This is a genomic window from Methylobrevis pamukkalensis (assembly GCF_001720135.1).
GTDB lineage: Bacteria > Pseudomonadota > Alphaproteobacteria > Rhizobiales > Pleomorphomonadaceae > Methylobrevis > Methylobrevis pamukkalensis.
This window is the reverse complement of sequence record NZ_MCRJ01000008.1, coordinates 1-19,867: the sequence shown is the minus strand read 5'-3', so window position 1 is coordinate 19,867 and position 19,867 is coordinate 1. Positions and strand designations below refer to the sequence as shown.

General features: G+C 69.2%; 24 protein-coding genes and 5 pseudogenes. 9 read left to right on the top strand and 20 right to left on the bottom strand.

Annotated elements, in window-relative coordinates; genetic code table 11:
* Nucleotides 1-222 precede the first annotated feature (222 nt).
* The 7 genes and pseudogenes from A6302_RS02565 (at nt 223) to A6302_RS02540 (ending at nt 3,807) form a co-directional block, all read left to right on the top strand.
* Nucleotides 223-699: a thermonuclease family protein gene (locus A6302_RS02565; protein ID WP_069305729.1), complete on the top strand. Its 477-nt coding sequence runs from the start codon at nt 223-225 to the stop codon at nt 697-699.
* Nucleotides 700-1,245: 546 nt separating this feature from the next.
* Nucleotides 1,246-1,383: pseudogene (locus A6302_RS25100) on the top strand (disulfide bond formation protein B); the annotation flags it as partial.
* A 7-nt stretch (nt 1,384-1,390) separates the two neighbouring features.
* Nucleotides 1,391-1,750 (top strand): disulfide bond formation protein B, encoded by a 360-nt coding sequence (locus tag A6302_RS02560; protein ID WP_280938805.1) that lies wholly within the window; start codon nt 1,391-1,393, stop codon nt 1,748-1,750.
* A gap of 100 nt (nt 1,751-1,850) precedes the next feature.
* Nucleotides 1,851-2,411, top strand: coding sequence for a copper chaperone PCu(A)C (locus A6302_RS02555; protein ID WP_069305728.1), 561 nt, complete (start codon nt 1,851-1,853; stop codon nt 2,409-2,411).
* Entirely contained in the window at nt 2,408-3,010 is a 603-nt protein-coding gene (locus A6302_RS02550; RefSeq protein WP_069305727.1) for an SCO family protein, read from the top strand. The genes A6302_RS02555 and A6302_RS02550 overlap by 4 nt, the downstream gene beginning before the upstream one ends.
* Before the next feature lie 273 nt (nt 3,011-3,283).
* On the top strand, nt 3,284-3,487 hold the full coding sequence (locus tag A6302_RS02545; RefSeq protein ID WP_069305726.1) for a hypothetical protein: 204 nt from the start codon (nt 3,284-3,286) through the stop codon (nt 3,485-3,487).
* On the top strand, nt 3,478-3,807 hold the full coding sequence (locus A6302_RS02540; protein ID WP_083255438.1) for a sulfurtransferase TusA family protein: 330 nt from the start codon (nt 3,478-3,480) through the stop codon (nt 3,805-3,807). The genes A6302_RS02545 and A6302_RS02540 overlap by 10 nt, the downstream gene beginning before the upstream one ends.
* A gap of 32 nt (nt 3,808-3,839) precedes the next feature.
* Here A6302_RS02540 and A6302_RS02535 read toward each other — a convergent pair whose 3' ends face one another.
* From A6302_RS02535 to A6302_RS02500, 8 genes and pseudogenes are all read right to left on the bottom strand, one after another.
* Nucleotides 3,840-4,775, bottom strand: coding sequence for a 3-hydroxybutyryl-CoA dehydrogenase (locus A6302_RS02535; RefSeq protein WP_083255437.1), 936 nt, complete (start codon nt 4,773-4,775; stop codon nt 3,840-3,842).
* A 91-nt stretch (nt 4,776-4,866) separates the two neighbouring features.
* Nucleotides 4,867-5,799, bottom strand: a complete 933-nt coding sequence (locus tag A6302_RS02530; RefSeq protein WP_069305725.1) for an electron transfer flavoprotein subunit alpha/FixB family protein — start codon at nt 5,797-5,799, stop codon at nt 4,867-4,869.
* 22 nt (nt 5,800-5,821) lie between these two features.
* On the bottom strand, nt 5,822-6,571 hold the full coding sequence (locus A6302_RS02525; protein ID WP_069305724.1) for an electron transfer flavoprotein subunit beta/FixA family protein: 750 nt from the start codon (nt 6,569-6,571) through the stop codon (nt 5,822-5,824).
* 484 nt (nt 6,572-7,055) lie between these two features.
* Complete coding sequence (locus tag A6302_RS02520; protein WP_069305723.1) at nt 7,056-7,634, bottom strand: cob(I)yrinic acid a,c-diamide adenosyltransferase; 579 nt, start codon at nt 7,632-7,634, stop codon at nt 7,056-7,058.
* 73 nt (nt 7,635-7,707) lie between these two features.
* Nucleotides 7,708-7,905, bottom strand: coding sequence for a twin transmembrane helix small protein (locus A6302_RS02515; RefSeq protein ID WP_069305722.1), 198 nt, complete (start codon nt 7,903-7,905; stop codon nt 7,708-7,710).
* A 124-nt stretch (nt 7,906-8,029) separates the two neighbouring features.
* Entirely contained in the window at nt 8,030-8,578 is a 549-nt protein-coding gene (locus A6302_RS02510; protein ID WP_069305721.1) for a DUF924 family protein, read from the bottom strand.
* 14 nt (nt 8,579-8,592) lie between these two features.
* A complete protein-coding gene (locus tag A6302_RS02505) occupies nt 8,593-9,246 on the bottom strand; it encodes an alpha/beta hydrolase (RefSeq protein WP_069305720.1) in 654 nt (217 codons plus the stop codon).
* Between the two features lie 168 nt (nt 9,247-9,414).
* Nucleotides 9,415-10,055 (bottom strand): annotated as a pseudogene (locus tag A6302_RS02500) (DNA-3-methyladenine glycosylase family protein).
* A 112-nt stretch (nt 10,056-10,167) separates the two neighbouring features.
* On the opposite strand from A6302_RS02500, the pseudogene gluQRS reads away from it, so the two are divergent.
* Nucleotides 10,168-11,029: pseudogene (gene gluQRS / locus A6302_RS02495) on the top strand (tRNA glutamyl-Q(34) synthetase GluQRS).
* 9 nt (nt 11,030-11,038) lie between these two features.
* Here the strand turns inward: gluQRS and A6302_RS02490 are convergent.
* From A6302_RS02490 to A6302_RS25530, 3 genes are all read right to left on the bottom strand, one after another.
* Nucleotides 11,039-11,986, bottom strand: a complete 948-nt coding sequence (locus tag A6302_RS02490; protein WP_069305719.1) for an AEC family transporter — start codon at nt 11,984-11,986, stop codon at nt 11,039-11,041.
* A 149-nt stretch (nt 11,987-12,135) separates the two neighbouring features.
* Nucleotides 12,136-12,375: a tautomerase family protein gene (locus A6302_RS25535; RefSeq protein ID WP_342586200.1), complete on the bottom strand. Its 240-nt coding sequence runs from the start codon at nt 12,373-12,375 to the stop codon at nt 12,136-12,138.
* A complete protein-coding gene (locus tag A6302_RS25530) occupies nt 12,372-12,593 on the bottom strand; it encodes a tautomerase family protein (RefSeq protein WP_342586199.1) in 222 nt (73 codons plus the stop codon). The genes A6302_RS25535 and A6302_RS25530 overlap by 4 nt, the downstream gene beginning before the upstream one ends.
* 104 nt (nt 12,594-12,697) lie before the next feature.
* Here A6302_RS25530 and A6302_RS02480 point away from each other — a divergent pair, with 104 nt between their 5' ends.
* The gene (locus A6302_RS02480) at nt 12,698-13,618 is read left to right on the top strand and encodes a LysR substrate-binding domain-containing protein (protein ID WP_083255436.1); all 921 of its coding nucleotides are present in this window, start codon (nt 12,698-12,700) and stop codon (nt 13,616-13,618) included.
* Between the two features lie 9 nt (nt 13,619-13,627).
* On the opposite strand, the gene A6302_RS02475 is transcribed toward A6302_RS02480, so the two are convergent.
* The 9 genes and pseudogenes from A6302_RS02475 to A6302_RS25980 all read right to left on the bottom strand — a co-directional run.
* A complete protein-coding gene (locus A6302_RS02475; RefSeq protein WP_069305718.1) occupies nt 13,628-14,029 on the bottom strand; it encodes a DUF1398 domain-containing protein in 402 nt (133 codons plus the stop codon).
* 62 nt (nt 14,030-14,091) lie between these two features.
* A complete protein-coding gene (locus A6302_RS02470) occupies nt 14,092-14,577 on the bottom strand; it encodes a MarR family winged helix-turn-helix transcriptional regulator (RefSeq protein ID WP_069305717.1) in 486 nt (161 codons plus the stop codon).
* A 98-nt stretch (nt 14,578-14,675) separates the two neighbouring features.
* A complete protein-coding gene (gene ureG, locus A6302_RS02465; protein WP_069305716.1) occupies nt 14,676-15,296 on the bottom strand; it encodes an urease accessory protein UreG in 621 nt (206 codons plus the stop codon).
* On the bottom strand, nt 15,293-15,985 hold the full coding sequence (locus tag A6302_RS02460) for an urease accessory protein UreF (protein ID WP_069305715.1): 693 nt from the start codon (nt 15,983-15,985) through the stop codon (nt 15,293-15,295). Before A6302_RS02460 ends, ureG begins: the two co-directional genes overlap by 4 nt.
* Before the next feature lie 27 nt (nt 15,986-16,012).
* The gene (locus A6302_RS02455) at nt 16,013-16,627 is read right to left on the bottom strand and encodes an urease accessory protein UreE (protein WP_069305714.1); all 615 of its coding nucleotides are present in this window, start codon (nt 16,625-16,627) and stop codon (nt 16,013-16,015) included.
* A 73-nt stretch (nt 16,628-16,700) separates the two neighbouring features.
* A pseudogene (locus tag A6302_RS02450) lies at nt 16,701-17,326 on the bottom strand (glutathione S-transferase family protein).
* Between the two features lie 61 nt (nt 17,327-17,387).
* Complete coding sequence (locus tag A6302_RS02445; RefSeq protein WP_169833478.1) at nt 17,388-17,837, bottom strand: DUF29 domain-containing protein; 450 nt, start codon at nt 17,835-17,837, stop codon at nt 17,388-17,390.
* Between the two features lie 150 nt (nt 17,838-17,987).
* Nucleotides 17,988-19,702: pseudogene (ureC, locus tag A6302_RS02440) on the bottom strand (urease subunit alpha).
* Nucleotides 19,703-19,707: 5 nt separating this feature from the next.
* Nucleotides 19,708-19,867: DUF6980 family protein (locus A6302_RS25980; RefSeq protein WP_425349106.1), on the bottom strand; the 160-nt coding region annotated here is incomplete at its 5' end.

Below are 19,867 nucleotides of genomic sequence, written 5' to 3'. Positions count from 1 at the left end.
CCCTTCGAGACGGCCCTTTCGGGCCTCCTCAGGGTGAGGCCTTGGGAGATCTGGCGATGTTCAGCAAGCGCTTGCCCTTTTCCCTCATCCTGAGGAAGTCGCGAAGCGACCGTCTCGAAGGACGAGGGGAAAGGCCCGGTCCCGCACGGTCGGACCTCCACCAACCCGACGCAAGAATGCATTAACCTGACATTAGGAATTTATTCTGATACAAGTGATTTTATGCCTAGACTCGACTGCGCCCTGCCGATTGCCCGAACTTGTCTGACGCGATTCCTCGCGGCCGGCCTCCTCGCCGCGGGCCTTGCCCTGCCCGTCGGCGCCGCCGAGCGGCTCGACGGCCCCTACCCGGCCGACGTGCTGGAGGTGGTCGATGGCGACACCCTGCTGGTGCGGGCCCGGATCTGGCTCGGCACGGACGTCACCGTCGCCGTCCGCCTGCGCGGCATCGACGCACCGGAAGCCCGTGGCCGCTGCCCGGCCGAGCGCGACCTTGCCCGGAAGGCAACCCGCCGGCTCGGCGATCTCGTCGCCGACGGCAGCGTCCATCTGACCGCGATCACCGGCGACAAGTATGGCGGCCGGGTGGTGGCGACCGTGACCGGCAGCGACGGCCGTGTGATCGCCGACGATCTTCTCGGCGAAGGACTGGCCCGCCCCTATGCCGGCAGGGCCCGTGCCGGCTGGTGCGGCGGCTGAGCCCTGCCCCCACCCCGCGCACACGCGCTGCAACGCCCACCACCCCCCGACCAATTTCCGGAACGTTGTTCACCGCCGCGCGGCAAAAACCACCGTTTTGCCTTCATTCCGTCAAACCGCGACCATGTCGCAAGGCGACCTTGTCATCGTTGCCTCGGACGCCTGATCTGGACTGGTCCCGGTTTTCCAGCCCCCCAGCCCCCCGGGACAGACGTTCGGATCGGTTTCCCGCTTTTTACAGCGTGCTCCCAGCCCCAGCGCGCAGCGGCTGTCCGAGGCAACCATCTTCTTCCTTTCGCTTTGACAGGCAGGCCGGAAACGAGGCAGGGTCGCCCCCGCCGCGCCGGTCGTTGCTGCGTCCGCGCACGGGCGGCCATCGCCCGGCACGCGGCACGACCCGGACGTCACGACAACGTGACCGCCGGGTGGTTTTCCCCCTGTCCGATTGCCGCTACCGCTCTTCGGACGGCGCAGCGGCAAGGGCCGGGCAGGATCGATGGACGCGGGAGACGTGACGTGAGCGCAGCGACAGACGACCGGGCCGACATGCCGCCCGCCCCGCGCGCCGCCATCACCGCCACCACCCTTGCCCTTCTCGCCGGCCTTGCCGCGATCCTTCTGGCCTGGGGCTTCCAGATCATCGGCGGCTACGTGCCGTGCAAGCTCTGCTACCAGGAGCGCATTCCCTACTATCTCGGCCTGCCGCTGCTGGCTGCCGCCCTCGCGCTCGCCGGCCGCGGCGGCAGGCGTTCCGCCTCCTCGCCGGTCTCGGCGGACTGGTGTTTGCGGCGGGCTTTGCCCTCGGCGCTATCACGCCGGCGCCGAGTGGGGCTTCTGGGCCGGACCGGCCGACTGCGGCGGCGGCGCGGCCCCGACGCTTGATGCCGGCGACCTGCTCGGCCAGATGCGCGCGACCCGGCTCGTCTCCTGCACCGAGGCCAGCGTGCGCCTGCTCGGCCTGTCCTTCGCCGGCTGGAACGCGGTGGTCTGCCTTGCCGTGGCGGCACTGGGGCTCTATGCCGCGCTGGCACCGGGCCGCCGGATGCGATGATGCGAGGCCATGATACGGGCATAGCCAGGCGCCACATGCCGCCAGAGCAAGGATCCGGCAACAGGATCCCGCGGCACCACACCACAACAGGGAGGATGACATGATCCTGACGAAGCTGACCGGTTTGCGCCTTCTGGCCATCGGCCTGCTCACGCTCGGCGTCGGCACGTGGGCCGGCAGCACGGCGCGGGCCGAAGCGCCGACGGACGGCGGCACCATCGTGATCGGCGACAGCAACGGCGCGCCGGTCGAGGTGCCCGTCGCCCTGTTCGGCGACATCGCGGTGACGGGCCCGTGGGCGCGGGCGACCAATGCCGGCAGCCGCGTCGGCGGCGTCTACTTCGGCATCGAGAACCGCTCGGCCAGCGAGATCCGCCTTCTGTCGGTCGCGACGCCGGTCGCCCAGGCCACCGCCCTCAACGACATGCCGCTGATCGACAAGGTGGCGCGGATCGTGCCCGTGGAGGGCGGCATCGCGATTCCGCCCGGCGGCAAGGTCGAGCTTCGGCCCGGCGGCCTGCATGTCATGCTCAAGGGCCTGACGTCGCCGCTGCGCCCCGGCGCCCGCTTCCCGATGACGCTCGAATTCTCCAACGGAACCAGCGCCGACGTGGAGGTCCAGATCTGGGATGTCGGCGCGATGAGGATCATCAGCCAATGACGCGTCTGCAGATCATCCGCCTGCTGCTCTGGTCGGCCGTCGCCGTGCTGACCGCGGCGACCATCGGCATCTTCGTGTTCAGGGAGACGCAGCAGCAGGCGCAGGCGGCGATCGGCGGGCCCTTCTCGCTGGTGGACAGCAACGGCAGCCCGGTCACCGAGGATCTGTTTGCCGGCAAGCCGCATCTGGTGTTCTTCGGTTTCACCCACTGCCCGGACGTCTGCCCGACGACGCTGTCCGACTTCACCCTGCTGCTGGAGGATCTCGGCGAGGACGCGAAGGACCTCGTCATCGCCTTCGTCACGGTCGATCCGGAGCGCGACACGCCGGCGGTGATGAAGAGCTATCTCTCGTCCTTCTCGGACCGGATCATCGGCCTCACCGGCAGCGACGCCCAGGTCGCCGGGATGATCGCCGCCTATCGCGCCTACCGCAGCAAGATCCCGCAGGAGGGCGGCGGCTACACCATGGACCACACCGCCTCGGTCTATCTGTTCGACGCCAGCGGCGAGTTCCGCGGCACCATCGACCTGCACGAGGACGAAGCGACCCGGCTTGCCAAGGTGCGGCGTCTGGTCGGCGCGGCGGAGCCGGGCTGATCACGGCGCGGGCCATCATGGCAGTGGGCGGCGCGTAACCTTCGATTGTCATCCCCGGCGGCGGCGCGAAGCGCCGACGGGAAGGGGATCCAGAAGCTGGCCAATGAGTTCCACGGCTGCCTTCTGGATCCCCTTCCCTCGCTTCGCTCGCCGGGGATGACAACCGTAAGCAGCGTTGCGGCCACGAGATCGGCAGCAAGGCTCTCGGCAGCAGGCCTCCCGGCAGCAAGGCACTGGGCAACGCGCCGCGGCGGGCGTAGGCTGGACGGCATCATGACGACGATCGACACCGGCAGGCAGCAGGACATTGCGGACGGGCGGGCGCGCAAAGGCGCCGGCCTGTACTCGCTCGCCATCACGCTTGTCGCCGTCGTCGTCTTCGCCGGGCTCACCGGCGCCGCGCTTGCGCTCAACCTGCGCTATGGCCTGACGGTGTTCGCCGAGCGGCTGATCTCGGGCGTGGCCGGATGCTTCTGACGCCGGACACGCCGGACACCGCGCTGGCGGATCTGCTCGCCGCCGCCGGCATCGACGCCGAGGCCGGGCATGCCACGCTCGACGCCCGCGGCCTCAACTGCCCGCTTCCGGTGCTGAAAGCCCGCAAGGCGCTGGCCGGACTTGTCCCCGGCGCGCGTCTGGTGGTGGTGGCGAGCGACCCGATGGCGGTGATCGACATCCCGCATCTGTGCACCAGCGAGGGCCATCGGCTGGTCGCCAGCCAAGTCGCCGGCCGGCTCTCGGCCTATCTCGTGGAAAAGGGGCCGACGCTGTCGACCCCTTCCGGGCAGGAAACGTAAGTGTCCGTCCCGCCTGTATCGGCGATCCGCACTCAGCGGGTCGGGACCGGATGCTCGCCGCGATAGTCGTAGAAGCCGCGGCTGGTCTTGCGACCGAGCCAGCCGGCCTCGACATATTTCACCAGCAGCGGACAGGGCCGGTATTTGGAATCGGCCAGCCCCTCGTAGAGCACCTGCATCACGGAGAGACACGTGTCGAGGCCGATGAAGTCGGCCAGCTGCAGCGGTCCCATCGGATGGTTGGCGCCGAGCCGCATCGCCGTGTCGATCGCGTCGACATTGCCGACGCCCTCGTAGAGCGTGTAGATCGCCTCGTTGATCATCGGCAGCAGGATGCGGTTGACCATGAAGGCCGGGAAATCCTCGGACACCGCGATGGTCTTGCCGAGCTTGGCCACATAGGCGCGGGCGAGCTCGAAGGTCTCGTCCTCGGTGGCGATGCCGCGCACCAGCTCGACGAGCTGCATCACCGGCACCGGATTCATGAAGTGGATGCCGATGAACCGCTCCGGCCGGTCGGTGGAGGCGGCCAGCCGCGTGATCGAGATCGACGAGGTGTTGGTGGCCAGCATCGCCTCGGGCTTCAGATGCGGACACAGGCCCTGGAAGATCTTGCGCTTGACCGTCTCGTTCTCGGTCGCCGCCTCGATCACGATGTCGGTTTCCGCAAAGCCCTCGATCTGCTCGACCGGGGTGATGCGGGCCAGCGTCGCCTTGCGCTCGTCGTCGGTGATCTTGCCGCCCGCGACCTGGCGCGAGAGATTGCCGTTGATCGTCGCGAGGCCCGCCTCGATCCGGTCGCGGGAGATGTCGTGAAACGCGACCTGGAAGCCGGCGAGCGCACTGACATGGGCAATGCCGCTGCCCATCTGCCCGGCGCCGATCACCCCGACCGAGCGGATCTCGTCGATCGTCCTGTTCTCCCCGCCCGAAGTCTTCTCCCCGTCCGACCTGTTCTCCGACGTCATGATACCCAACCCTCTGCGGGGTCGCGCCGTCCCGGCACGGCGCAGCCCCCGTTGTTGATCCAGCCCTGCCGACCGCCGGCCCGCGGGGAGGTCAGCCGAGCTCCTTGACGAGCTGCGGCACGACCTCGAACAGATCGCCGACGAGACCGTAGTCGGCGACCTGGAAGATCGGTGCCTCGTCGTCCTTGTTGATGGCGACGATCACCTTGCTGTCCTTCATACCGGCAAGATGCTGAATGGCACCTGAAATGCCAAGGGCAATGTAGAGATCCGGGGCAACAACCTTGCCGGTCTGCCCCACCTGCCAGTCGTTCGGCGCATAGCCGGCGTCCACAGCCGCGCGCGAGGCGCCCACCGCGGCGCCGAGCCGGTCGGCGAGCGGCAGCACCACCTCCTGGAACTTCTCCGCCGAACCGAGCGCCCGGCCGCCCGAGACGATGATCTTGGCCGAGGTCAGCTCCGGCCGGTCGCTGGCCGAGACATCCTCGCCGACGAAGGCGGAGACGCCCGGATCGGCGGCAGCCGCGACCGGTTCCACCGGGGCGGATCCGCCCTCGGGGGTCGGCGCGAAGGTGGAGGTGCGCACGGTCACGACCTTCACGGCGTCCCTGGAACGCACCGTCTGGATCGCATTGCCGGCATAGATCGGCCGCTCGAACGTGTCGGGCGCCACCACGGCGGTGATGTCGGACACCTGCATCACGTCGAGCAGCGCCGCGACGCGCGGCAGCGTGTTCTTGGCAGACGAGGTCGCCGGCGCGACGATCGCCGCATAGCCGGGCGCAAGCTGCACCAGCAGCGCGGCCACCGGCTCGGCGAGCTGGTGCGCGAGGCCGGCGTCGTCGGCAACCAGCACCCTGGCCACGCCCTGGAGCTTGGCGGCGGCCTCGGCGGCCGGGCCGCAGCCCTTGCCGGCGACGAGCACATGGACGTCGCCGCCCATGGCGAGCGCGGCGGTCAGCGCGCGGGCGGTGCCGTCTTTCAGCGACGCGTTGTCGTGTTCGGCGAGAAGGAGGGTGGTCATCTTCGGGGTCTCCTTCGGGCGCTCAGAGCACGCCGGCTTCGGTCTTGAGCTTGGCGACGAGTTCGGCCGGGGACGAAACCCGGACGCCCGCGCTGCGGCCCTTCGGCTCGGCGGTCTTCAGCACCTCGAGCCGCGGGGCGACATCGACGCCGTAGTCGGCCGCCTTCTTCACGTCGAGCGGCTTCTTTTTCGCCTTCATGATGTTGGGCAGCGAGGCATAGCGCGGCTCGTTGAGGCGCAGGTCGGTGGTGATCACCGCCGGCATCGACAGGCGCACGGTCTGCAGGCCGCCGTCGACCTCGCGGGTGACGTCGACCTTGTCGCCGTCGACCGTCACCTTCGAGGCAAACGTGCCCTGGGGCCAGCCGGTGAGGGCGGCGAGCATCTGGCCGGTCTGGTTGCAGTCGTCGTCGATCGCCTGCTTGCCGAGGATCACGAGGCCGGGCTGCTCCTCGGCGGCAACCGCCTTGAGGATCTTGGCGACGGCGAGCGGCTCCACGCTGCCCTCGACCTCGACCAGCAGGCCGCGGTCGGCGCCCATGGCGAGCGCGGTGCGGATCGTTTCCTGGGCCTGCGCCGGGCCGATCGACACGATCACCACCTCGGTGGCCTTGCCGGCCTCGCGAAGGCGCAGCGCCTCCTCGACGGCGATCTCGTCGAAGGGGTTCATCGACATTTTGACATTCGCCAGCTCGACGCCCGATCCGTCGGCCTTGACCCGGATCTTGACGTTGTAGTCGACGACGCGCTTCACCGGCACGAGTATTTTCATGGGGTCCGATCCTCCCGTCGGCGCGGGGCCGGTCGCCTGCCCGCCGTCCTCGCCGGGTGAGCCCCGGACAGAGACGATCGGCGGTGCGCCGGCTTCTGCCGCACTGCGGTATCCTTCATCAGGTCGGGGACCGTAAAGGCCTTATCCGAGCACTGTCAACGCCGCGATCCCGGCGACGTTGCCGCATGTGCGAAAAGGACCGCGCCGTGTCCGGCGCACGCCAATTCTGTCCGGTTTGGCCATCGGCATGGGCCGGCGCACCCGGCCTCGTCCTTCGAGACGGCCTGTTCCAGGCCTCCTCAGGATGAGGCCTTCGGGAATTCCGCGTAAACGCAGGCGATTGCCCTTTCCCTCATCCTGAGGAAGCCGCAAAGCGGCTGTCTCGAAGGGCGAGGGAAAGCCGCAGCGACGGCACGCCGGCGGTCATGTCCTCTTCGGCAATCCTCGGCGGCTTTCCGGTCAAACCCGTGGCGCACGCCCGGGATCACCGGTTCTTGCCGGGGACCCACAGCACGTCGGCCGCGCCCTTGTCGTTGACCCAGCGGCCGGCGACGAAGAAATAGTCCGACAACCGGTTGAGATAGCGGACCGCCGCCGTGCCGACGATCTCGCCCTCGGTCTTCGACAGCAGCACGACGAGCCGCTCGGCCCGCCGGCAGACCGTGCGGCAGAGGTGGAGATGCGCCGAGGCGGGCGAGCCGCCGGGCAGCACGAAGGAGCGCAGCGGCGAAAGGTCCGCGTTGAGCGCGTCGATCGCCGCTTCCAGCGCATCGACCTGGCTCTGGACGATCCGCAGCGGCTCGTAGGCGAGCGGCTCGCCGGTGTCGGGGGTGGCGAGATCCGCGCCAAGGTCGAACAGGTCGTTCTGCACCCGGGCCAGCACGGCATCGACCTCGGGAATGGCACCCGTGTGCAGCCGGGTCAGGCCGAGCACGGCGTTGAGCTCGTCGACGGTGCCGTAGCTTTCCACCCTCACGTCGTATTTCGGCCGGCGCTCGCCGGAGCCGAGCGCGGTGGTGCCGTCATCGCCGCCGCGGGTGTAGATCCTGTTCAGAACGACCATGGCCGGAAGGCTCCGTCTCGGGCTGGGGTATCGCCGGCGCTGCCTGCCCGGCGATCGGACTGCAGGAGCGAGCTTAGCCCGCGCCGCCCTTCAGCCAAACCGCCGTCATCACCACCACCACCGCGACGAATTGAAGCCCGACGCGCCAGCGCATCAGCTTCTGCGACAGGTTGGCGTTGCCGCCGCGCATCATGTTGAACAGGCCCATCAGCAGGACCAGCAGCACCGCGCCGAGCGCAATCGGGATCAGGATGTCGAAGATGGCGGGCATGGGACGTTCCTCGTGTCTGCCGACGATATAGGGCGCAAACCGGGCCCGCGCCAAGCCCGCATCCGGGCGCATCCCGTTCGGCCGCCTCCCCGTCTGACCGCATGCCCGTCTGGCAGGAGCCGCGTCAGCCGGAAAAGCCGCCGCTCTCGATATAGGCGAGTTCCGCGGGGGTGGATCTGCGCCCCAGAACGGCGTTGCGATGCGGGAAGCGGCCGAAGCGGCGGACGATGTCCATGTGCTCCAGCGCGAAGGTGTAGGTGTCGCGGGTGCAGCCGACCCGGCAGAAATCGACGCAGCGTTCCTGGTCGGCCAGCGATTCGGCATGCATGAACGGCAGATAGAAGAAGGCGCGCGCCTCGACCGGGAAGGCCCGGTCGTCGCCGCGCCCGACTGCGATCCGCGCAAGCTCCAGCGCCTTGGGATCGTTGGCAAAGGCGGCCGGCGTGCCGCGCCCGAGGTTGCGCGAGAACTGGTCGAGCACGAGGATCAGCGCCAGCATCCCCTCGCGGGTCTCGGCCCAGGCATCGCAGGTGCCCGCCGAGGCCCGCCGGTGCAGGTCGGCAAAGCGCGCCTTGATGTCGGCATCGAAGTCGTCGTCCTTGGCAAACCAGCGCGCGGGGCCCGCCTGCCACCAGAAGAACAGCACGTCCAGCGCCTCGTCGTCGGCCACCATCGTCTGGTCCCCCGTCACTTGATGCCGAGCCCGGCGCGGATCGCGGCAAGACCGAGCGCGAGGCCGCGCTGGTCGATGCCGTGGGCAAGGCCCGGGCAGACGTGGAATTCCACCGGAATGTCCGCCGCCCCGAGCGCCGCCACCGCCTCGTGCAGACAGTCGATCGGCAGCACCTCGTCGCGGTCGCCGTGAATGAGCGTGATCGGCGGGTGGCTGGTCACCTCGGAGAGATGTTCCGGCCCGGCCAGCGCGCCGGAATAGCCGACGATGCCACCAAGCGCCGCCTTGCGCCGCAGGCCCACATGCAGCGCCATCATCGTGCCCTGGCTGAAGCCGACCAGCACGATCCTGTCGTCGGCGATCTTCAGCCGGTCGCGCTCGGCGTCGATGAAGGCATCGAGCGCCGGAGCGGATTCCAGCGCCCCGGTCCGGTATTCGTCCGGATCGCGCAGGGTGAGGTGGAACCACTGCCGGCCCATCGGCGCCATGGCGCAGGGCTGCGGCGCATGGGGCGAGACGAAGGCGACATTCGGCAGATGCGGCTGGAAGGCGCGGCCAAGGTCGATCAGGTCGTTGCCGTCGGCGCCATAGCCGTGAAGGAAGATCACCAGCCCCTCGGCAGGCTGGCCGGAGATCGGGGCAAGACGCGGCCCGTCGATGCGGTTCATGGCAGGGGTGGTCCTCGATCGGCGTGGCAGGGAAACGGTCTGACGCAGGTCTAGACCATGTCGCGCCAACCCCGAAACCCTCTCGTGTCACGAGGGGCGCATTTTACGGGTCCGGCAGTTGTGCCCAAGCGGCAAAGGCCCGCGCGGCACAGGCGGGCGGGCCGCCGCTCACACCGGCAGCGCCGTACGGCCCTCGCGGCGAACCTTGTAGAACGCCCAGAACAGCTTGGCGGCGACCCCGCGCCACGGCGACCAGGCTTCGGCGATGGCCCGGGTCTGCTTCTCCGTCGGCCGCGCCTCCAGCGCCAGGGCGTCGGCAACGGCGACCTGCAGCGCCAGGTCGCGGCCGGAAAGATGTCCGCATGGCGCGCGCAGAACAGGAGGAAGATCTCGGCGGTCCACACGCCGATGCCACGGATCGCGACCAGCCGTTCCACTGCTTCGGCCGGCGGCGCCTCCGCAAGTGATTCGAGGTCGAGCCCGCCGGCGACCGCCTCGGCGACGGCACCAAGCGTGCGGATCTTGGCGGCCGAGAGCCCGCAGGCGCGCAGGTCCGGCTCCGGCAGGGCCGCGAAGCTCTCGGCCGTGACGCAGCCAAGCCGGGCCTCGAGCTTGCCGAAGATCGCGTTGGCGCTGGCGACGGAGAGTTGCTGGGCAACGACGATGCGAGCAACCCCCTCGAAGCCCGGCGGGCGGTAGCGCAGGGCGACCGGCCCGGTCAGCTCGATCACCGGCACCAGCCGCGGATCGGCGACGCCGAGAGCGGCAAGCCCCTCCGCCATGTCGTCTTCGCTCAGAAGCCGCCGCATGCCTGCCGCCTTTCCGTCCATCCGGATAGCTATGCGGCTTGATCGGCCGCCGCTGCCGGCCATAGTGGCGCCTGATGCCGCCCGCGCAACCCGTTATCTGTCCGTGACGCCGATGCCCCGCCCCGTCTTCCGCTTTGCTCCCTCCCCCAACGGCGACCTGCATGTCGGCCACGCGCTGTCCGCGCTGCTGAACCGCGATCTCGCCGCGGCCACGGGCGGGCGCCTGCTGGTGCGGATCGAGGACATAGACGCCAGCCGCGCGCGGCCGGAATTCGAGGCGCGCATTCTGGACGATCTCCGCTGGCTCGGGCTTGTCTTCGAGACGCCGGTGCGCCGCCAGTCGGACCATGTGGCGGACTACCGCGCGGCCCTCGACCGCCTGCGCGCCCTCGGCCTTGTCTACCCGGCCTTTGCCACCCGGGCCGATCTCAAAGCCGCCGCCGAGGCAGCCGAACACGCGGGCCGGCCGCTGCCGCGCGACCCGGACGGCGCGCCGCGCCCACCACGCGAGGACCTTGAGGAGGCGGAGATGCGCCCGGCTCGCCGCCGGCGCGCCGCATGCGCTGCGCCTCGACATGGCTGCCGCCCTTGCCCGGCTGGACGCGCCGCTGCTGTTCCAAGAGACCGCCGAGGACGGTTCGGTCCGTCAGATCACCGCCGCACCCGGCGACTGGGGCGACGTGGTGCTGGCCCGCAAGGACGCGCCGGCAAGCTACCACCTCGCCGTCGTCATCGACGATGCGGCGCAGGGGGTGACGGAGGTGGTGCGCGGCGCGGATCTCTTTCGGGCGACCGACGTGCAGCGCCTGCTGCAGCATCTGCTCGGCCTGCCGGCGCCGCGCTATCGCCATCACCGGCTGATCCTCGGCCCGGACGGGCGCAAGCTGTCGAAGTCGCTGGCCTCGATCAGCCTTCGGGCCTTGCGCGAAGACGGCGCGACCCCGGCCGGCATCCGGCGGATGGTCGGGCTCTGATGCCCGACCTCAGCCGGTGAGCAGCAGCGCCCAGATCGACACCGTGACGGCGCCGAGCGCGGTGGAGAGGGTGATCACCGAGGAGGCGAGACCATGGCCGACGCCGAAATGGTTGGCGATCAGATAGGCGTTGACGCCGGTCGGCACCGCGGCGGTGAGCACCAGTGCCGCCGTCCAGGCCGGATCGAGCCCGAGCAGGCGGGCGACGACGAGGGTCACCGCCGGCATCAGCACGAGCTTCAGCCCGGAGATGACGAAGGCCGGCCCGAGCTGGCCCGACAGGCCGTATTTGCGCAGCGCCATGCCCATCGACACCAGCGCCGCTGGCCCGGCCATGCCGGCCAGCTGGCTGGTGACCACCTCGGCCGGCCCGGACAGGGTGATGCCGAAGAGGTGGAACACGACGCCGAACAGCAGGCCGATCACCAGCGGATTGCGCACGAGATTGCGCCCGACCTGCGCCAGCACCAGCCGCAGCGGCCGCGGCGTTCCGCCCGCCTCCTGCCGTTCGGCCCGCTCCATCAGCAGCGTGCCGGCGATCATCATCACCGGCAGGTGCACCGAGAGCAGGATGGTGACAGCAACGAGGCCGATCTCGCCGAGCAGGGCGTTGACCAGCGGCAGGGCGATGAACACCGTGTTGGCGAAGGCCGAGGCGACCCCGGCCAGCACGCCGGCCCGCCGGTCGCGGCCGAAGAGCCGCGTCACCACCAGATGGCCCAGCGTCCACGAGACGAGGACGCCGGTGAAATAGGCGCACCAGATCGTCCACGGCGAGGCGCCCTGGAAGTCGGCGTAGACGATGGTGCGGAACAGCAGCACCGGCACGCCGAGCTTGAACACGAAATCGCCGAGCCCGTCGCCGATCTCGGCCTTGAGCAGGCCGATGGCCACCACGATGTAGCCGATCGCGATCAGCGCGAAGATGGGCAGCACGTTGTCGGCGATCTGCGACATCGGGGAACCTGTGCGGACGGAACGGTGGCGGCGACCGTAAGGAAGGCAAAGCGCTTCGCGTCGTAGCACCGCCGTCCCGGGTCAACAACCGCCCGGCGCACGGGGACCGCGCATGGGAGCCATGCCGGACCTTCCCCTGCCCCCTCCTCTCAGCGCACGCCGACGGACAGCGCCAGCTCCCGCCGGGCAGAAAATTCCCGCGCCTCGATCTCGGCCGCGATGAAGCGGAATTCCTGGGTGAGGCCGCCGTAGCCGTAGGCCTCGGCGCGCACGTCGTCGACGTGGATGTAGCTCTCGGGATGGAGCGGGCCGATCAGGCCTTCCATCGTCTCGAACACGGCGGCGATGAAGGCGGCCTTCTCGGCCTTGGTGTTGGTGCCGTCGGTCACCCGGATCTCAAGGAAGAAGCTCCCCAGCCGCGCCGGGAAAGGCTCTCGCCGGCCACGAACCAGTCGGCGGGATCGACTTCGGTCGCGATCGTGGCGATCAGATCGGCCTTCTTGTCGAGAAGCTTCACGGTCAGCGCGTTGACGGCGGCGACGATCGCCGGCTTCGGCCGGGCGGCGAAGCCGGGCGCGGGGGCATAGCGCAGTTGCAGGATGGGCATGGAGCAGTCCTTCCAGTGTTCGGCCGGGGCGGCTGGAACCGGGCGTGGATCGCTCCGGCATGGAGGGACGATAGGCAGGTGTTTTAGATAACGAAAACGAATTGATGAGATATCAGAAATGCCGTATCGTCATCATCATGAGCGCACTCGACATTGATCTCCTGCGCACCTTCACGGTGCTGGCCGAGGAAATGAGCTTCACGGCGGCGGGCGCCCGGCTGGGCGCCACCCAGTCGGCCGTGAGCGTGCGCCTGCGCAAGCTGGAGGAGCGGATCGGCCGCGCCCTGTTCGAGCGCACGCCGCGCAATGTGGCGCTGACCGCCTTCGGCGCCGGCTTCCTGTCCGATGCGCGGCGGATTCTCGCCGCCCATGACGAGGCGCTGGCGCGGCTGACGGCGGCCGACACGCCGCTGGCCCTGTCCTTCGGCGTCAGCGAACATGCCGGTGGCGATCTCCTGCCGGTCGCGCTCCGGGCCATGCGCGATCTGATGCCGCGCCTGAAGCTGCGGGTGACGCTGGGCCTGTCCGACGGGCTGATTGCCGACTACGACCACGGCCGGCTCGACGCGGTGGTGATCCGGCGCAACCTGCCGGCGCCGGGCGCGCCGGCCGGGACGAGCCCCGGCGGCCGCAGCCTCTACCGCGACGATCTCGTCTGGGCGGCAGCACCGGGCTTTGTGTGGCTTCCCGGCGAGCCCGTCCCGCTCGTCACCATCGAGACGCCCTGCAACGCCCGCACCGCCGCCGTGGACGCGCTGGAGGGTGCCGGCCTGCCCTATGTCGATGCCTTCCAGAGCCGCGGCCTTGCGGCCATCCAGGCCGCCGCCGTCGCCGGCCTCGGCCTTGCCTGTCTCGGCGAACGCCACGTGCCCGCCGGCTGCGTGATCCTCGGCGCCGCCGAGGGGCTGCCGCCGCTTCCGGCCAGCGAGGTGGTGCTCTATCAGCGAGCAAGGGAGCCCGCGGCCGTGCTCGCCGTCATGCGCTTTGCCGAAGCGCTGCAGGCCGCCGCCCGCGGCGATCGCTGAGGCGGGGCGTCACGACGGAAAATGCTCCACATGGGTCTCGGCCGTCCGCCCATGGTAGACCACCCGGCGCCCCGGGAAGGACACGAGGTAGCCGGCGCAGCCGCAGGCCCGGACGCTGTCGCAAAAGCCCTGATAGCTGTAGTCCGGCCCGCCGGCCTGCGCCGCGCGCACAGCCGCCGCCACGCCCGCCGCGTCGAAGGCTGCCGCAACGTCCCCCGGCGTCAGCGGCGTGTCGCGCAGAAGGCTCTCGCCGTCCGGCCGGTACCAGATCGTGGTGTTGCGGCGAAAATCGACGGCATAGCTCTCGAAGCCGGCCCCGGCCAGCGCGCCGACCACCTGCGGAAAGCTCATCGTGCCGTCATGGGCGCCGGCAAGGCACCCTTCGGCCACGGCAATGCTGGACATCTCCATGATGCGTCATCCTTCTTTTGACTGGGAAACGATATCGGCCGGCCCTCACGGCCACAGCCGGGTCAAACCGTCGGCTGGACAGGGCTAGTCCGTCGGCACGCCGTCCATGTCATGCCGGTCGCGATCTTCCGGAGCAGGCGCTCCAGCTCGCTGCGCTCGGCCGGCTCGAGACAGCCGAAGAAGGCCGCGTCATTGGCGTCCGCGAGCGCGGCAAGGCCGGGCACCATCGCCCGGCCGGCAGCGGTCAACGCAAGGATCTGGCCGCGCCCGTCGGCCGGATCCTCCAGCCGATCGACCAGCCCCTTGGCGACGAGGCGTTCGGCCAGCTTGCTGATCGCCCCGCGGGTCATCCGCATCGCCTCGGCCAGCCGGCCGGGCGCGACCTCGCCCACGTCCTGCAGCATCCGCAGCACGACCCATTCGGCCACCGTCACCCCCTCGCCGTCCAGCCGGCGCGCAAAGCTCGCCGACACGTCGTTGGAGACCCTTCGCAGCCAGTAGCCGAGATGGCTTTCGAGATCCGAAATCGGGGGATGGGACACGGCCATACCTTTCGTTGACTAGGAAACTATCGAAATGTTGTTTCCTAGTCAACAGAATTGTCGCCTTGGAGGAAGCTTCGCGCGGCGGCAAATTCCTCGGACCGTCAGCCCCGCAGTCCGCCCTTGTCCTCGATGAAGGCCAGCACCTCGTCGACGCCGACGCCGGCGCGCACGTTGGTGAAGACGAACGGCCGCTCGCGGCGCATCTTGCGCGAATCCCGGTCCATCACCTCCAGCGAGGCGCCGACCATGGGGGCAAGGTCGATCTTGTTGATCACCAGCAGGTCGGAACGGGTGATGCCCGGGCCGCCCTTGCGCGGGATCTTGTCGCCGGCCGAGACGTCGATGACGTAGATCGTCAGGTCGGCGAGCTCGGGCGAGAAGGTGGCGGCAAGATTGTCGCCGCCGGATTCGATCAGGATCACGTCGAGCTTCGGAAACGCCTTCTGCAGGTCGGCGACGGCGGCAAGATTGATCGAGGCGTCCTCGCGGATCGCCGTGTGCGGACAGCCGCCGGTCTCCACGCCGAGGATGCGCTCGGGCGGCAGCGCCCCGGAGCGGGTCAGGAACTCCGCGTCTTCCTTGGTGTAGATGTCGTTGGTGATCGCGGCGATGTCGTAGGACTGCGACAGGCGCTTGCACAGCGCGTCCATCAGCGCGGTCTTGCCGGAGCCGACGGGGCCGCCGATGCCGACGCGCAGGGGGCCGTTGGTCGAAGACGTCATGAGCGGAACAACCTCGTGTACTGGGTCTCGTGTTTCATGGAGGCGATGTCGGCGGCGAGCGCCGCCCCGCCGACGTCGTCGAGCGTGCCATGGCGGGCCTCGTCGACCACGGCGGCAATGACCGGCTCCAGCCGCGCGATCAGCCGCTGGCCGTCGGTCTGGCCGAGCGGCACGGCCCGCACCGCCGCCGAGACCACATTGGCGGCAAAGGCCGACAGGGTCGCGGTCATGCCCGGCACGGGCGGCACGCCGTGGTCGGCGCAGGCGACCGCCACCGCCACCGGATAGACCAGCGGCAGGTCGGCCGACATCAGCCAGTCGAGGGTCGGCGCGCCCCAGGTGCGTCGCACCGTGTCGGCAAAGGCGCGGCCCTGGGCGCTTGCCTCCAGCCGCCGTTCTCTCGAAGGCCCGAGGGCATGGCCGAGTTCGGCGATCTCCCGCAGGCCGTCGAGATCGGCATGGGCGGCCGCGTCGAAGGCGCGGGCAAACAGGATCATGTCGCTGCGGCCGGCCCCGAAGCGCAGCACGTCGGACAGCCAGGCCTCGAGGCTTCCCGCATCGGTGACGTCGCCGGCCTCGATCGCCCATTCCAGCCCGTGCGAATAGGTGAAGGCGCCGACCGGAAAGGCCGGCGACAGCCAGGTGAGCAGCCGCAGCAGCCCGCCGGAGCCGACGACCTCCGGGCTCATCGCCCCTGCCCCGCCGCCACAATGCCCTCAGTGGTCATGGGAATGTCCGCAGCCGCAGCCCGGCCCGTGGCTGTGACCATGATCGTGGTCGTGATCGTGCTTCTTGTGATCATGGCCGGCATGGTCGTGGCCCGCGTGATCGTGGGCATGCGCATGATCATGGTCGCCATGCACGTGATCATGGTGCCCGTGATCGTGGCCCTGCACCGTGCCGAGACCATAGGCGCCGCCTTCCGGATCGAACGGCGCCGAGACATGGGCGACCTTCGCGCCGAGCTTCAGCGCCATGTCCTCGATCACGTGATCCTCGCGGATCAGCAGCCGGTCGCCGGCAAGCTGGGTCGGCAGGTGGCGGTTGCCGAGATGCCAGGCGAGGCGGACGAGATGGGCGGTGTCCTCGGCGGTGATTTCCAGCAGGCGTTCGGGACGCGCGGTGACGAGCACGATCCGCCCGTCCTCCAGTTCGAGGCCGTCGCCCTGCTTCATCACCTTCGCCTCCGGCAGGTCGAGCAGGAAGGCGGTGCCGCCGGCGCAGCGCATCACCAGCCGGCGGCGGTGGCGGTCGTCGCGGTCGAGATGCAGCCGGTCGGCCGGTTCGGCGGAAAAGCTGCCGGCCGGCAGCAGGCGGGTGGCGCGGATCATGGGTCGGCTCCGGATCTGTTCGAGAGGGCGCGGATCGACGGGGCGCCGCAAGACAGCGCACCCCGCCGATCGATCACGCCGCGGAGGGCATCAGGTCGGCCGGCGCCTTCCAGCCGGGCAGCGCGGCGATCCGCTGCGCGAAGGCCTCGACATTCGGGAATTCGGCCGCCCGGTCGATGCCGGTCGCCTCCTTGTAGAAGAGATAGCCGGCGAGCGAAATGTCGGCGATGGTCGGGCGGCGCCGACGAGGAAATCGGCCTTCGCAAGATGCTTGTCGACCACCGCATAGGCCGCCCGCGCCCGGGCGCGCAGGAATTCCGTCACCGGCGTCTCGCCGCTGTTCTGCAGGCCGTAGAGGAAGCGCAGCGTGGCGTAGTAGCTGGTGAACTTGTGGTTGTCGAACAGGATCCAGCGCCAGATCTCGCGCGTCTCGTCGTCGTTGCCGGCAGCATACCGCCCGGTCGTCTCCGCGAGATAGTCGAGGATCACGCCCGACTGGGTGAACCTGCGGCCGCGATGCTCCAGCACCGGCGCCTCGCCCATCTCGTTGACGCTCTCGCGCCAGGCCGGATCGCGCGTGGCGCCCTCGAAGAAGGGAATGAATTTCGGCGACCAGTCGCAGCCGGACAGTTCCAGCATCAGCGCGGCCTTGTAGGCGTTGCCGCTCTCGGTGAAGCAGTGAAGCGTGAATTCGGACATGGAGTTCCTTCATCGGCGAAAAGCGTGCCGGCCACGACCTAGAGGCCGGACGGCCGCGGCGTCAATCTCCGCTCGGGTCACCCTCCGGCAGAAAATATTCCGCAAGAACGTCTGAAACCGAATAAGGGCAAATGTCGGGAAAGCGGTCGGCCGGCAGGTCGGTCTCCCCCGCCGCCTCCAGACGGGCGATGCGATAGGTCTCGTCCAGAAAGGCGGCAGGCAATCCCCGCAGGCTCGGACTCGCCTCGATCGTCCGCGCGATCCTGAGCCGCTGCTCGAGCAGGGTCGCGCGCCAGCTGTTCGATCGCCGCTCCGGCTGGAACTGCCATTTCAGGAGGTGGGACAGAAGCTTGATCAGCCGGCTGTAGATCTCGTTCCTGTCGGCCCGGCCCACGCTCTCGATCTCCTCGGCAAGGTTGTCCCAGTCGAGACCGGTCGCCGCGCGGGCGCGAAGCCGCTGCGCCTGATCGATCGACCAGGCGTGGAAGTCGGCACCGTGGCCGACCGGCACAGCGGGCGACCTTCCGGAGAGAGCAGGCTTGCGCGTCGCAACCATACGGACCCTCGACATCCTTGCAACGACCCGAGGCTAGCACAGGACGGGTGAGCCTTCCCCCATTCCGCGCGAGCACCGAACCGGCAACTGCATCGGGCGGGAACCTCAGAACATGAAATAGCGCTGCGCCATCGGCAGCACGTCGGCCGGCTCGCAGGTCAGCAGTTCGCCGTCGGCGCGCACCTCGTAGGTCTCCGGATCGACCTCGATGTTCGGGGTCGCGGAATTGTGGACCATCGAGGCCTTGCCGATGCCGCCGCGGGTGTTCTTCACCGCCAGCAGCGTCTTCTCGACACCATATTTTTCCGCGATGCCGGCATCGAGCGCCGCCTGCGACACGAAGGTGACCGACGAGGCGGTGAGCGCCTTGCCAAAGCGCCGAACATCGGCCGGTAGTGCACCGGCTGCGGCGTCGGGATGGAGGCGTTGGGGTCGCCCATCTGGGCGGCGGCGATCGTGCCCATCTTCAGGATCATGTCCGGCTTGACCCCGAAGAAGGCCGGCGACCACAGCACCAGATCGGCCAGCTTGCCGACCTCGATCGAGCCGATATGCGCGTCGAGCCCGTGGGCGATCGCCGGATTGATCGTCACCTTGGCGATGTAGCGCTTCACCCGGAAATTGTCGTTGCCGGTGCCGCTGTCCTCCGGCAGCGCGCCACGCTGCACCTTCATCTTGTGGGCGGTCTGCAGCGTGCGGATGATCACCTCGCCGACGCGGCCCATGGCCTGGCTGTCGGACGAGATGATCGAGAAGGCGCCCATGTCGTGGAGGATGTCCTCGGCCGCGATGGTCTCCTTGCGGATCCGGCTCTCGGCGAAGGCGACGTCCTCGGGGATCGAACTGTCGAGGTGATGGCAGACCATCAGCATGTCGAGATGTTCGTCGAGGGTGTTGCGGGTGTAGGGCCGGGTCGGGTTGGTCGACGACGGGATGACATTCGGCAGGCCGGCCACCTTGATGATGTCCGGCGCGTGGCCGCCGCCGGCGCCCTCGGTGTGGAAGGCGTGGATCGTGCGGCCCTTGAAGGCGCCGACCGTGTCCTCGACGAAGCCGCTCTCGTTCAGCGTGTCGGTGTGGATCATCACCTGCACGTCGAAGTCGTCGGCAACGGAAAGGCAGTTGTCGATCGCGGCGGGCGTCGTGCCCCAGTCCTCGTGCAGCTTGAGCGCGCAGGCGCCGGCCTTGATCTGCTCCTCCAGCGCGGCGGGCAGCGCGGCGTTGCCCTTGCCGGCGAAGGCGAGATTCATCGGGAAGGCGTCGGCCGACTGGATCATCCGGGTGAGGTGCCACGGGCCGGGGGTGCAGGTGGTGGCGTTGGTGCCGGTCGCCGGCCCGGTGCCGCCGCCGAGCATGGTGGTGACGCCCGACATCAGCGCCTCGTCGATCTGCTGCGGGCAGATGTAGTGGATGTGCATGTCGAGGAAGCCGGCGGTGAGGATCTTGCCCTCGCCGGCGATCACCTCGGTGCCCGGCCCGACGATGATCGTGATCCCCGGCTGCACGTCCGGATTTCCGGCCTTGCCGATGCCGACGATCCGGCCGTCCTTCAGCCCGACGTCGGCCTTGACGATGCCCCAGTGGTCGATGATCAGCGCGTTGGTGATCACGGTGTCGACCGCGCCGCCCTCGCGCGTCACCTGGCTCTGGCCCATGCCGTCGCGGATCACCTTGCCGCCGCCGAACTTCACCTCGTCGCCGTAGATGGTGAAATCCTTCTCGACCTCGACGATCAGGTCGGTGTCGGCAAGACGCATCCGGTCGCCGGTGGTCGGCCCGAACATGTCGGCATAGGCGGCGCGGGACATACGGTAGGACATCGGCTTCAGCCCTTTCTCACAGGCGTATCGAGCCGCCAGGCGGACGATGCGTATTTCATCGGAATTGCGGGGTCATCGAAATCGGTGAAACCGAGCGCCTCGATTTCGTCGATCCAGTCGTCCCGGCGGCTGAGTGGCAGTTTGGTGCCGCAGAAGGGACAAAAG